At 46.1% G+C, this 12,295-nt stretch carries 18 protein-coding genes; 7 read left to right on the top strand and 11 right to left on the bottom strand.

The features are described from left to right. Positions 1-11: 11 nt before the first annotated feature. The 5 genes from C7R91_RS12810 to C7R91_RS12790 all read right to left on the bottom strand — a co-directional run bounded on the left by C7R91_RS12810 (position 12) and on the right by C7R91_RS12790 (position 2,869). Positions 12-521, bottom strand: a complete 510-nt coding sequence (locus C7R91_RS12810; protein ID WP_047068685.1) for an acyl-CoA thioesterase — start codon at positions 519-521, stop codon at positions 12-14. A gap of 56 nt (positions 522-577) precedes the next feature. Next, complete coding sequence (locus tag C7R91_RS12805) at positions 578-1,342, bottom strand: DUF3109 family protein (RefSeq protein WP_047068684.1); 765 nt, start codon at positions 1,340-1,342, stop codon at positions 578-580. Continuing rightward, positions 1,339-1,659, bottom strand: coding sequence for a hypothetical protein (locus tag C7R91_RS12800; RefSeq protein ID WP_047068683.1), 321 nt, complete (start codon positions 1,657-1,659; stop codon positions 1,339-1,341). Before C7R91_RS12800 ends, C7R91_RS12805 begins: the two co-directional genes overlap by 4 nt. Positions 1,660-1,770: 111 nt before the next feature. Beyond that, entirely contained in the window at positions 1,771-2,055 is a 285-nt protein-coding gene (locus C7R91_RS12795; protein ID WP_007724250.1) for a 4a-hydroxytetrahydrobiopterin dehydratase, read from the bottom strand. A 76-nt stretch (positions 2,056-2,131) separates the two neighbouring features. Then, the gene (locus tag C7R91_RS12790; protein WP_047068682.1) at positions 2,132-2,869 is read right to left on the bottom strand and encodes a class I SAM-dependent methyltransferase; all 738 of its coding nucleotides are present in this window, start codon (positions 2,867-2,869) and stop codon (positions 2,132-2,134) included. Positions 2,870-3,047: 178 nt separating this feature from the next. On the opposite strand from C7R91_RS12790, the gene C7R91_RS12785 reads away from it, so the two are divergent. Together C7R91_RS12785 and C7R91_RS12780 are read left to right on the top strand one after the other, a co-directional pair. Continuing rightward, on the top strand, positions 3,048-3,473 hold the full coding sequence (locus C7R91_RS12785) for a VOC family protein (RefSeq protein ID WP_047068681.1): 426 nt from the start codon (positions 3,048-3,050) through the stop codon (positions 3,471-3,473). Positions 3,474-3,506: 33 nt separating this feature from the next. After that, positions 3,507-4,097, top strand: coding sequence for a TetR/AcrR family transcriptional regulator (locus C7R91_RS12780; protein ID WP_047068680.1), 591 nt, complete (start codon positions 3,507-3,509; stop codon positions 4,095-4,097). Between the two features lie 71 nt (positions 4,098-4,168). Here C7R91_RS12780 and C7R91_RS12775 read toward each other — a convergent pair whose 3' ends face one another. The 4 genes from C7R91_RS12775 to C7R91_RS12760 all read right to left on the bottom strand — a co-directional run bounded on the left by C7R91_RS12775 (position 4,169) and on the right by C7R91_RS12760 (position 7,061). Next, positions 4,169-4,861, bottom strand: a complete 693-nt coding sequence (locus C7R91_RS12775) for a deoxynucleoside kinase (RefSeq protein ID WP_047068679.1) — start codon at positions 4,859-4,861, stop codon at positions 4,169-4,171. A 42-nt stretch (positions 4,862-4,903) separates the two neighbouring features. Continuing rightward, positions 4,904-5,545 carry a deoxynucleoside kinase gene (locus C7R91_RS12770; RefSeq protein ID WP_026043007.1) on the bottom strand — a complete coding sequence of 214 codons (642 nt, stop codon included), beginning with the start codon at positions 5,543-5,545 and terminating at the stop codon, positions 4,904-4,906. A gap of 155 nt (positions 5,546-5,700) precedes the next feature. Continuing rightward, positions 5,701-6,774 carry a spore photoproduct lyase gene (gene splB, locus C7R91_RS12765; protein ID WP_047068678.1) on the bottom strand — a complete coding sequence of 358 codons (1,074 nt, stop codon included), beginning with the start codon at positions 6,772-6,774 and terminating at the stop codon, positions 5,701-5,703. 74 nt (positions 6,775-6,848) lie between these two features. Then, entirely contained in the window at positions 6,849-7,061 is a 213-nt protein-coding gene (locus C7R91_RS12760; RefSeq protein ID WP_047068677.1) for a hypothetical protein, read from the bottom strand. A gap of 141 nt (positions 7,062-7,202) precedes the next feature. Here C7R91_RS12760 and C7R91_RS12755 point away from each other — a divergent pair, with 141 nt between their 5' ends. Then, positions 7,203-7,727 carry a sigma-70 family RNA polymerase sigma factor gene (locus C7R91_RS12755; protein ID WP_047068676.1) on the top strand — a complete coding sequence of 175 codons (525 nt, stop codon included), beginning with the start codon at positions 7,203-7,205 and terminating at the stop codon, positions 7,725-7,727. Further along, positions 7,673-9,064 (top strand): DUF4179 domain-containing protein, encoded by a 1,392-nt coding sequence (locus tag C7R91_RS12750; protein WP_258183143.1) that lies wholly within the window; start codon positions 7,673-7,675, stop codon positions 9,062-9,064. The genes C7R91_RS12755 and C7R91_RS12750 overlap by 55 nt, the downstream gene beginning before the upstream one ends. A 59-nt stretch (positions 9,065-9,123) precedes the next feature. On the opposite strand, the gene thiD is transcribed toward C7R91_RS12750, so the two are convergent. Further along, positions 9,124-9,918 carry a bifunctional hydroxymethylpyrimidine kinase/phosphomethylpyrimidine kinase gene (gene thiD, locus C7R91_RS12745; protein ID WP_047068674.1) on the bottom strand — a complete coding sequence of 265 codons (795 nt, stop codon included), beginning with the start codon at positions 9,916-9,918 and terminating at the stop codon, positions 9,124-9,126. Between the two features lie 108 nt (positions 9,919-10,026). Between thiD and C7R91_RS12740 the strand changes: the two genes are divergently transcribed. From C7R91_RS12740 to C7R91_RS12730, 3 genes are all read left to right on the top strand, one after another. Beyond that, a complete protein-coding gene (locus tag C7R91_RS12740) occupies positions 10,027-10,833 on the top strand; it encodes a sensor histidine kinase (protein ID WP_106786197.1) in 807 nt (268 codons plus the stop codon). After that, the gene (locus C7R91_RS12735) at positions 10,830-11,477 is read left to right on the top strand and encodes a response regulator (RefSeq protein ID WP_012685827.1); all 648 of its coding nucleotides are present in this window, start codon (positions 10,830-10,832) and stop codon (positions 11,475-11,477) included. Before C7R91_RS12740 ends, C7R91_RS12735 begins: the two co-directional genes overlap by 4 nt. Before the next feature lie 81 nt (positions 11,478-11,558). Further along, positions 11,559-11,963 carry an SET domain-containing protein gene (locus C7R91_RS12730; RefSeq protein ID WP_047068672.1) on the top strand — a complete coding sequence of 135 codons (405 nt, stop codon included), beginning with the start codon at positions 11,559-11,561 and terminating at the stop codon, positions 11,961-11,963. A 114-nt stretch (positions 11,964-12,077) separates the two neighbouring features. Here the strand turns inward: C7R91_RS12730 and C7R91_RS12725 are convergent, their stop codons facing one another. Further along, a complete protein-coding gene (locus tag C7R91_RS12725; protein ID WP_083995022.1) occupies positions 12,078-12,272 on the bottom strand; it encodes a transcription initiation factor TFIIIB in 195 nt (64 codons plus the stop codon). Positions 12,273-12,295 lie beyond the last annotated feature (23 nt).

The raw sequence follows: 12,295 nt of genomic DNA, 5'->3' as shown, positions 1-12,295 counted from the left end.
GACTAAAAAAATTAGATGTTTTTCTCGATGTTCAATTGACTCACGAAATCTTGCAGATTCCCTTTTCGTTCTTTGCGCATTTTCTTGCGCTCATCCGCTGTGGCCATCAATCGCTCTTCTTCCTCTGTTTCAGGGATGATGGCTGGCACCTCAGTTGGATTTCCTTCCTCATCTAAGGCAACAAAGGTAAGAAAAGATGTCGCGGTCAAAATGCGCTTGCCGGTCTGGAGATTTTCCGAGACGACTTTTACGAAAATCTCCATAGACGTTTTGCCCGTTGACGAAACAAACGCTTCCAGGCAGATGGAATGTCCCATTTTAACGGGAGCAAGAAAATCAATCGAGTCAATCGATGCTGTCACAACAGGGCGACGCGAATGTCGCATCGCAGCGATTGCAGCTACCTCATCTATATAAGCCATCATCGTACCACCAAAAATAGTCCCATGGTAATTCGTATCAGATGGCTGAACCAGTGATGCCTGAATTGTACGAGATTCTTGAGTTGTCTTGACGTTCATCGCTGTTGCTCCTTTATCAATCTACTTGATGCATACATCATCATATCACAAGGCATTCAACGTTCCAATTGATAGCTGCTCGCAAGGATGCCTTCTATTCTCTCTGCATCATCTTGCAGGATATAACGTAACAAAGGGAGATTCCACTCATAGGCTGGTCGATAGCCGTCTAATGCAAACAGCTTGTCGTCTATATGCGTGGCAAGCTTGCGGCGGGCCGGACTGGCACAGTAAAACTGCTCCAAATAATCCGTGCCCCATCTGGAAAAGGAGGACGTTTCATTCGTAACGGCCGTTAACAGAATCCCCTCCTCTGTATCAATCAAATCGATTGGATACAGTTGACAGCTGAATGGCTTGAGAGGCTCTACTTCACGACCAGCTTGCTCGGCATAAGCATGAATCGCACAGCCGTAACGCCCATCTTTTTCTTGATAAAAAAGACAATTGCCATGTCGCATGCGAATCGTTCCTGGAGGCTCATTGCGATCCCAAACTCCATGAAGAAGCCAATGATTGCGTTCAGACTCATCCTGGAGTCCGGCAGAGATAGAGGGGATTTCCCCCTCCAAGATTGGAATCTGCCATTCTTCTACTGCGTAAGGTTGTCCACCCTCACAGCAGGTCTCACGATGAACGGTCCTGCAATTCCAACAGTCCAAGTGAAACAGAGCACTGAGGGCTGTTATATCAACCAAATATTGTCCCGCTCTCACCAACGAATGCTTGTTTTTCTTTATATATTTTTCGCAGTGGTACGCCTCTTTATCAGACATGGGATCGGGCGTGCCTACATAGCGAAAAGCTCGCTTCGTTTTCATTTTTGCAAAACAATCTCCGCTTCTGTTCCAAAAATACGTAAATGGCCTTCCTCATAGCTAGCCAAATCTACCTCATCACCCGGAATCTCCATCAGGATTTCCATTTCTTCGCCCTCTGCTGTCGTAAACACGAGCAGGAGATCTTTTTCTTCAAATTCATTGTCAGTCAGCTTGGTTTCCAGAAGCTGCGCTTGAAATTGTGTTACCTCTTCCTCTTCTTCACTATCGGTATCCCATTGGGTAAAAGTCACGGAAGCCTTTTGATTTTTATATTCCGCCAACAGCTGAATCAATTGCTCGTGTTGTTGAATGTCCATCTAATAATCCCTCCGAAATGGTTCATACTGCCCATCATAACAAAGTAGCTCGTAAAAAGCCAAAAAGAAACACCGCTTCGCTATGGGAAGCGGCTACTTCTCTTCTGCCTATCAGCTTACTTTGCTAATGGTCTGGGCTAATGCAAAATCTTTGCCGGTTAAACCTTTTGCCTCGCGGGTGGCTAACGTAAACGTGACTGTTCCACCTGCCAGATGAATCTCCACGTGCTGATTGTCATGCTCAAGCATCTCTGCCACACGGTTGACGAAACTGATCGCAGTGGAAAAGTCACGACAGTGGTACGTGCGTGATAGCGCCATTCGGTCTTCTACCAGCTTCCAGCCAGGTACCTTGCTCAGATACAATTTGACCTGTTCCAAAGACAGCTTGCTCATTGTAGCAATGCCCCCTTTTACCCGATAAATGGTTGTTACACCATCATATTCACGAGACGTACAGGTTATCCGCAACCTATTGCTTCACAGCATAAAAAATCATACGCGGTGATTCATGCGCCACATATTCGTCAAACTGATAATTTCCAAACACTTGAATTTTTTCGAATCCTGCCTCTGTCAGCATGGCAATCATTTGCTGGGCAGAAAACAAGCGAACCTGCTCCATATACTCACGCGGTTCATTCGAAGACTCATCGGAAATCAGAATCCGCTTTTTCACAAATCCATCCTGGATCCAGCGTTCTTCTTTAATCAACATCCCACTGACTTCCTTCGAGGAGTGCGGCACGAGATTATCGATGACATACGCTGCATTTAAGAAATCGATGACCACTTCACCTTTTGTTTTGAGCGCTTGTGCCATGTTACGAATAACGTTAGCATTTTCTTCATCTGTGGAGAAATAACCAAAGCTGGTAAACAAATTCACCACGATATCAAATTCTTCGTGAAACGGAATGTCGCGCATGTCACAGCGGGCAAAACTTAGCTGTGGATAGTTGTTTTGTTCCTCTGCCAACTGTAAAAGAACAGGTGACAAATCCACACCAACTACTTCATACCCCCGGCGAGCCAGCGCACGCGAATGACGCCCGCTCCCGCAGCAAAGATCAAGTACGCGCCCTGTGTCCTTTACCGGCAATCTTTCCAACAGATTAGCGATCTCTCCATCTGCTGCCGAGTCGTCCCTATGACGATACACAAGCACATAATCTTCGCGAAAGCTGCGTTCAAACCATTCTTCTGCCATGTCTGAGCCCCTTTAATTCCAAGATGCTCTTATTATACCACAGCGGGGTTTATCCGTTGCCCATTTGCATGTGGCAAAGTGTAGGAAAGCTTTGTTGAAAAAATTGCGAAATCACTTTACATACATACAGTATGTATGTTAAATTAACCTCATCCAAATCGTGAGGGAGAGATCCGTAATGAAAGTGAACAGCTTTTACCCTGTCATTTTGACAGAACAAGTTGAGGCCAGCGCGAAGTTTTATCGTGAACACTTTGGATTTGAAATTGTTTTCGAAGCAGACTGGTATGTGAGCCTGCAAAATTTAAGCAGCACTCCGGCATTTGAGCTAGCCATCTTGGATTCTTCTCACAACACGATCCCACAAGGATTCCGAAAGCCAGTAGATGGTGGCCTTATCCTTAATTTCGAAGTCGATGATGTTGACGCTGAATACGAGAGACTTATTGTGAAAGCAGGTCTTCCTCTCCATCTCGACATTAGAGACGAGGATTTCGGTCAGCGGCATTTTATTACAGCCGATCCAAACGGCATTTTACTTGATATCATAAAGGTAATCCCGCCTTCTGCAGCGTATGCTGACAGTTATGTTGACCCTGTCTAACCTGGCATGAAATAAGTAAGGAGATCGTATAGCATGAAGATGTCAAAAGCAGAGCAAAAACAGCAGACGATGCAAAAATTAATCGACGTAGCAAGAGAGATGTTCTCCAGGCAAGGCTACGCGGATGCCGCCATGGAAGACATCGTAAAACAAGCCGGGGTGACCCGTGGTGCACTGTACCATCATTTCGGGAGCAAAGAAGGATTATTTGAGGCAGTACTTGCTTCTGTCCAACAAGAAATCGGAGAGCGAGTAGAAGCTGAAGCTGCGAAAAGTGGGGAGCCTTGGCAACAATTGATCTTGGGTTGCTTGGCATTTGTCTCTGCGGCAGTCGAACATCGCAACAAGCGGATTTTGCTTATCGATGGACCTTCTGTCATCGGATGGGAAACGTGGCGCCGGATGGACGAGGAAAACTCCATGCGGCATCTCAGGGAGCAGCTTCAAACGATGCAAGATCAAGGGTACCTACGTCCCGTTTCCATCGATGCTCTGACGCATTTGCTGTCTGGTGCCATGAACGAAGCCGTGCTCTGGATTTCGGAGACGCCTGATCATGAGAAATCTCTTGCGGAAGTTTCAGCAGCAATGACCCTTCTCTTGGAAGGATATCGCACCAAATAAAAGCAAAGTACCCCTGCTTCCGCCTTCTTACCGGCAAAATGCAGGGGTGCTTTTGTTATTGCTATGGGCTTCTATGATGAAAAGCGTGTAGCTCGTCCAATCCGAATTTTTTCAGCAGCCCGAGCAATAATGCTCTCTACGGAAGATGGGTCCTCCACAACGTCGTATTCGTTGATATTGACCCGCAAAATCGGACAGGAAGTAAAGGAGGCAATCCAGCTATCATAGCGGCCAAATAAATCCTGCCAGTAATCGACCGGAGTTTGTTGCTCCATCGGACGCCCGCGCTCTTTTACGCGACCAATAATATCATCGAAGCTTCCCTCTAAGTAAATCAAAATATCCGGATGCGGGAAGTAAGGCGTCATGACCATCGCTTCAAAAAGTTCTGTATAAGTGCGGTAATCTTCTTCTGTCATGTTGCCTTGCTCGTACAGCATGCGGGCAAAAATCCCGGTATCCTCATAAATAGAGCGATCTTGGACAAAACCGCCGCCATAATCAAACATCCTTTTTTGTTCTTTAAAGCGTTCTGCCAAAAAGAAAATTTGCAAATGGAAACCCCAACGCGATAAATCGTTATAGTAACGGCCCAAATACGGGTTATTGTCAACCTTTTCTACGGACACACGAAATCCGAGCTGATCTGCCAAGGCATGTGTAAAGGTGGATTTTCCTACCCCTACTGTCCCGCCGATCGTAATCACTGCGTTGTTTGGTATCCCGTATTTTTCACGAAGTGTGCTGTTTTGAAACCTCGACATGTAAAAAACTCCTTATCCCCATGCTTACTTTTCCTTCGTTCCCTATCCTTCTTGTCCCATCAACTCTTGAATCCGAGGTGCAATTCGATCTAGTACAACCTTCAAATCTTCTGGTCGATGTACGAAATCCAAATCGTCACAATCGAATTTGATGACAGGCGTATCCGGATGATGCTTTTCAAACGCTTCCATAAACTCGTTGTAATCAGCAATCAGGTTCTCCATATAGGTGACATCCATGCTGCGCTCCATTTCGCGATCGCGCATTGCAATCCGCTTCATCACGGTCTCAATCGAAGCAGTCATGTAGATTACCAAATGGGCCTGAGGTAAATCCTCTGTTAGGATATCATAAATTTTGAGGTACTTTGGCAGGTTATCTTCTTGTAACGTCCGTTTGGCAAAAATCGTATTTTTGAAAATATTGTAATCAGAGACAACGGAAATGCCTTGATTCAGGAACTGTGAATGAATATCCTGCAACTGCTTGTAACGATTGCAGAGGAAAAACATCTCGAGTTGAAAGCTCCATTCGGCAATATTTTCATAAAATTTACCCAGGAACGGGTTTTCGTAGACAATCTCTTCCAGCAGCTGCAAGTTGCATGCACGGCTTAGTTCCCGTGATAAAGAGGTTTTCCCAATACCAATAGGTCCCTCAACGGTAATTAATATGGACTTCATGTATGCTTCGATTCCTTTCAAGAAAATGAGAGCACTCCATATTCTAGCATGTATGTAAGCGTTTGTCGAAAACATTCGCATCGTGTCGTTTGGTATCGTTTGGTAGTATGCTTCACAAAAAGAAAAACTGCTCTTCATCAAGAGCAGTCTGGTTCTTAGGTAAAATATTCAACACGAGCTTGCGGAAACAGTCGGGCAATTTCGCTTTCCAAATGGGCCTGCAAAGCCTTTGCTTGGATGTCGGGATAGACATACTTCCCTTTCCCGTATTTCCCCCATTTGTACTTACGGTCTTCTTCCTTCATCTCCAGCTTCGTTTTCGGATAGCGCTGGAGGATCAAGCTTTTAGCAATCTTGGTAAAACGGTGCTGGATCAACTCGAACGTCAAATCCTCCATCGCTTCGGGGACCAACTGCGAACGCAGCCGCTCCAGCAAATCGGTATACCCCGCTTCCCATCCGTCAAACCAATACAAAGGCGCTAAAATAAAGCCGAGCGGATAACCAGCCTTGGCTACCTTCCCTGCTGCCTCCAGTCGCTGATGAAAGCTGGATGTGCCTGGCTCAAAATTTTTGATGACATAGTCGGCATTCATGCTGAAGCGAAATCGAGTATGCTTGTTGTGCTTGGCATCCAGCAAGGAATCCACGTGGTGAAACTTGGTCACGAAGCGCAACCGCCCAAACTCCTGCTGGCCCATAAACTCAATCGCTCGTTTCAGATTGCCCGTAAGATGCTCAATGCTTACCGGATCAGATGTACAAGCTGCCTCAAAACGAGTAATTTCTCCCGGGCGTTCTTGGATATACTTCTCGGCCTGCGCCAGAATCTCATCTGTATTGACGTACACCCGTACATACGGCTTTGTCCCGATATTTGTGTTCAAATAGCAATAGTGACAGTGGGCAGCACATCCCGTAGCCAGTGGGATGGCATATTCTGCGGAAGGCTTGGAAGTCTCGAACTTCAATGTTTTGCGTACACCAATGACCAATGTCCGCTTCGCATTGCGATATTTCTCCACTTCTGTATCCCCAGGGATGCCACGAACCTGATTATGGCTGGTCGTCATCTGCATCGGAATTCCTTCTTTTTGAAAACGGCGATACAGCTCTTGACCTAGTGGATAATTCAATGCATGTGGCTCGACGAAAATATAATCCGGAACAAACAGGTTGCTCGCTTTTTGCTCCGTTTTTTCAGGTCTTTCCAAAAGGGTCGTTCCCATAGCCATCATCCCCCCTTCACCTAGTATGCCCGTGCCATTCGACTGGACCTAAGGGGAAGTATGGCTTTGCTCCGTTATTTCAGGGTGTTCTTAAAATGGCGTAGCAGCGCCTTTGCTTGCTCCTGCTGCGTTTGCGGTACTTGCAATGTATAGACATGTCCTGCTTTTTTGGTCTGTCTGGACAAAAGCCTGACTCGAATTCCTTTCATTTCCAAATAACGCCGACATTCCTGCGCAATCCGCGGGAGGCCATACGATTCATGAATCGTAACCCATTTGATCCACATGCACTGCACCCCATCCCCACACACTTCTTTCTTTTACAGTAAGCAGTGGACAGGCGATTGGTTCAAAAAAAAGAGCTCGGCTGACAATTTATGAAAACCGTTTTGGCACCTGCGCCGTCTAATTCTAGAGGAGGGGAAAAAGTGAATCTGGAACAGCTCGTTTCGCGCGCAAAAGTTGGGGATGATGATGCCTTTTTTCAACTCGTCAGCCTTCATAAAGAACAACTGTATAAAATCGCCTACGCCTTTCTTCGTAATGAGACGGATGCATTGGAAGCCATTCAGGAAGCAACGTGCCGTTCCTATCTAAAGCTGACACGATTGAAACAGCCTGCATATTTTCGCACATGGCTGACCCGCATCCTTATTCATATTTGTCTGGATGAGCAAAAGCGCCGAAAACGGATCATCTTGGATCCCATGGAGGATGACGTCCAAAGTCGTGCAAGTATTCCTATGGACGACCAAAATGTCGAGCGTATTCAAATCGAAGAGGCACTCGCTCGTCTCAGCCCGAATTACCGCCACATCATTATTTTGAAATATTTTGAAGATCGGACGATACGCGACATTGCAGAGGTACTCGGTCATCCGGAAGGCACCATCAAAACATGGCTGCACAAGGCTTTGGGTGCACTTCGCAAAGATCTCGGGAAAGGCTGGTGAGCTTTATGCGTGAAAATGAAAAAAAGAATGCGAGTCCATTCATTGTTCCCGCTGAGATTGATCAATACATTCGAAGAGGGATGGAGCAAGCAAAAGAGCTGCGTCAAAATCGGAGCCGCAATCGGTGGATACGCATTGGTTCTAGTCTGGTTGCTTGTTTGTTTATTTTCGTGTTTATTTTTTCCGTCCGCCTTTCGCCTGCTGTTGCCGCTTATGTCAGCTCGATTCCCGGGATGGAAAAGATCGTTGAGTTTCTTCGGGATGATAAAGGCTTGCAAAAGGCAGCAGAACACAATCTTGTCCAGGATATTGGCGCCAGTGATTCAGTAGAAGATGTGACGTTTACCATCGATCAAGTTTTGGCCGACGAAAAACGGATGGTCCTCTTCTATACACTAAAACATTCTTTCACCGATAAAAAAGTAGGCTTGCACAAGATCGAGTTGTTAGACCAAACAGGAAAGGAATGGAAACATGGTATGTCTTGGTCAAGCATGGAGAGCGAAGACCCTGTGATTCAGAATCGTATTGATATTATGATCGAAGAAGCCAATGAAATACCCGATTCGATGACTGCAAAAATCACGCTAAAAACCGATAATCTCGAACAAAAGACTCCTCTCTTGATCGACTTTGCTGTAGATAAAAACAAATTCAAGACTTTTGAGAAAAAAGTGTATCCAGTGATGAAGGATGTCACAGTTGACGGTCAACGCTTTACGATTGAACAAATCGCAGTATTTCCCACTCAGACTGAAGTGAGCATTCGCTTTGATCCAGCTAACCAAAAACACGTATTTGATTTTGATAAGCTAAGGCTCGAAGATGAAAAAGGTGAAACATTCGCTTTTTGGGGAAATGGCGTTCCCGTTCGAGACAACGGTGAGAATGGGAGGATATACCATCTGGAGAGTATTTATTTTGTAGAGCCCGAAAAGCTTATTCTCAAAGCCGATGGCATTCGTGCTATAGACAAAGATAAATTGCAAATCGTGATTGATGCGAAGACCGGCACATTAACAAAAGTGCCAAATGATCGCCTAACATTAACGGCACTACGTCAAGTTGATGATGTCGTTGGCATGGACTTTTCCTTGAAGGTTCCGCCTCAAGATAAACACTCTTATATCTCCTTAGGGTATGATCTGACGGACGACCGGGGAAATAAATATGATTCTGTGCAAGCAAGCTCCTCCTCAACAGATGATGAATCTATTCAAAACTATTCCATACTATTCAAGCGAAAAACAAACAAAGGCACACCTACTTTCTATTCCTTTCCTCTGTCCAGCTATCCTGAACGCCTTCAAGGTACTTTTTCTGTAGAAGTCAAATAAAAATTGCCCCATCAGCGATTGCTTGTACTGCATCGCTGTGGGGCATTCTTTTGATAAATTTAGTCTACAACCGCCCAGTGATTGGTCGGCCCATGCCCGCCACCCAATTGTGGTGCTGTCTTAATTGCTTCGAAGATAAAGCGATTTGCTTTTTCAACCGCAGTGATGAGCGGTGTATTTTTGGCTAACTCTGCTGTGAGAGCCGCTGAAAACGTACAACCTGTGCCGTGGGTATGACGTGTATGGATGCGCTCATGGGATATTTCATGGAATGCGGTACCGTCGAACAAAATATCAACAACAACATCCCCTTGCAAATGTCCACCCTTCATCAGGACATTGCGGGCGCCTAACGCATGTATCGCTTTTGCCGCTTCGCGCATCTCGTCTGTCGTCTCGATTCTCATGCCAGTCAAGCATTCTGCTTCTGGCAAGTTAGGTGTGACGACTTCCGCGAGTGGCAGCAGCTCTTTTTTCAATGCAACGATTGCCTCGTCCAGCAGTAATTTTGACCCTCCCTTGGCAATCATCACAGGGTCTACCACCAGCTTTTTCAGGCCAAACTCTTTGACCTGTTCCGCAACAGCACGAATGATATCAGCGTTAAACAGCATGCCCGTTTTCGCCGCGTCAGTGCCAAGATCACGCAGCACCTCATGCATTTGCTGGGCAACTGCCTCTGTCGGCAACGGATAAACGCCTGCTACGTCCAATGTATTTTGTGCAGTGATCGCTGTGATTGCACTCATCCCGTACACACCGAGTTGATGAAAGGTTTTCAGGTCTGCCTGAATCCCAGCTCCCCCACCGCTATCTGAACCCGCTATTGTCAACGCTTTCGCAATCGTGCTCATGACATTCCCTCCTGCTTTCCACCTTTTCTCACCTGAGTATACCATCCGCTCGTCCCATTCGGTATACTTAAGGAATGTTTGCCAACAGTCATGCAAGGAGGCGTCTGCATGTCCTATCGGATCTTTTATTGGTTGACCTTTTTGATTCCAACCATCATCATCGGGGGTTTTGAATTTATCCGTCATGACTTTCTGCTGCCCTATATGTCTATGGAAGTCGGAAATGTGTACATTACCCTCTTGACGCTCTTTCTCTCTTTTTTATTCGCTACCTGGATGTTTCACACCCTTAAACAAATGAATGCACGAATTGTCGAGGAACAAGCTCGTCGCGCTGTCTATGAAGAACGGGAACGCCTTGCCCGCGAATTACACGACGGGATTGCGCAGTCTCTGTTCTTCCTCAACGTAAAGCTGAAGCAGGGACACTTGGACGATGCACGGGTCGCTGTATCTGCCATCGACAATCATGTTCGCCAAGCCATCTTTAACTTGCGCTCATTGCCAGAAGAAGGCAGTCTGGATCAACGCCTTGAGAAATGTCTGGCGCAATGGAGCGCTTTATCTGGGATCGACGTTGCTAGCGAATTGCATGTCAAAGACGGCTTTTTCACTCCCACCGCAGAAGTGCAACTGTTCGGGATCATCCAAGAAGCTTTTGCCAACATTCGCAAGCATTCTCAGGCCAAGCATTCGTGGATTCACCTCACGACGGATGAAACAACTGGCTGGCTTCTCGCCGTTGAGGACGATGGCATTGGGATTTCCAACCCTTCTCCCGATACGAAAAAATACGGTCTGTCCATGATGCGTGAGCGAGCGCGCCAGTTGAACGCCTCCATCGACATTCAGGTACGACCGGCAGGCGGTACGATCATCCGCTTATCTTCTCATTCAGGAGGAAAAACACTATGAACGCTTACCGTGTATTGATTGCCGACGACCACCCTATGGCTCGTATGGCCATTCGCAGCCTGCTTGATCCCGATCCCTCTTTTGAGGTCATCGGAGAAGCGCAAAATGGCGAGGAAGCCTTTCTCTTATGCGGACAAATACAACCGGACCTTGTGCTCATGGACATCAACATGCCGAAATGGAGCGGACTCGAAGCGACCCGTGAGGTCAAAAAAGCATACCCGCACATCAAGGTCGTCATTCTCAGCGTCTCCGATGACGTTGCTGACCTGATCACGGCCATTCAGTTCGGTGCCCAAGGTTACTTGCTGAAAAATTTAGAGCCTGACGACTGGATTAACTACTTGCATGCCTTGCTCGGCGAGGACAGTGAGTTGACTCGCGAAATGGCAACCCGTCTCATGTACCGCTTCCGTCAAGAAGAGGCGACGGATGAAATGGTGCCCGCTGTTCTGACCCCACGAGAGCGAGAGATTGTCATGTATGTGGGAGCCGGAAAAACGAATCGGGAAATAAGCGAAGCGCTGATCATCGCTGAAAACACTGTGAAAAACCACCTGAAAAACATTCTCGAGAAGCTGCAATTGGCTAATCGCGTCCAGCTCGCTGCTTATGCGGTTCGCCATCATTTGGTTATCAAATAAAAAACATTGCTTTCTGCTCGATCAACTGTCATCCTTAGAAAGATACGTTTTCCACAGACATAAGAAATGCAGGTGATCCGCATGATCGAAGTCAAGACCTCCAAACTAAGCAATGGAGAATTAAATAGAGGTGTATTTGCAACGCAAGATATCCGAAAAGGCGACCTGATTCATGAAGCGCCCGTGCTGCCCTATTTGAACGAAGAGCATGAGCATATCGAGAAAACCTTACTCGCGGATTATGCATTTGAGTACGGCGCCAATCACACAGCCCTCTTGTTAGGCTATGGCATGCTATTTAATCATTCCTACACGCCAAATGCCACGTATGAGATTAACTTCGACAACCACACGTTTGATTTTTATGCGTATACGGACATTCAAGCGGGTGAAGAAATCTTAATCAACTACAATGGTGATGAGGATTGCGATGATCCTCTCTGGTTTTATGAAGACCAACAGAAAGAAACAGACGATACCAAATAAGCTTATGACTGTAAAAAGAAAGAAAACCCGGAAACAGACACTTGAAAAAAGTGCCCGTTATCCGGGTTGTTTTGTAGAATGCCATCAACTGCATAGCCTTGTTAAATCACCATCTTAATCTTTAAATTTAGACGGGTTCTCAACATAACTTTCCATAACATAGCCACAATCTGTACAGATTCTATAAGTGATAATAGAACCAAGAACAAAAAACTTGCCTACAGGAAACACGCTCGCATCACCGGACTGCCTCCCTGTTCCAATCTCATTACATCCGCATTTTGGGCACTGCTCTTTTTGATTTTCCATTTTTGCACCTCGCTTTTATATCA

Source organism: Brevibacillus formosus (assembly GCF_003013405.1).
In the GTDB taxonomy this organism is placed as follows: domain Bacteria; phylum Bacillota; class Bacilli; order Brevibacillales; family Brevibacillaceae; genus Brevibacillus; species Brevibacillus formosus.
The sequence above is the reverse complement of the archived record's forward strand: the minus strand, read 5'-3'. Positions and strand labels throughout refer to the sequence as shown.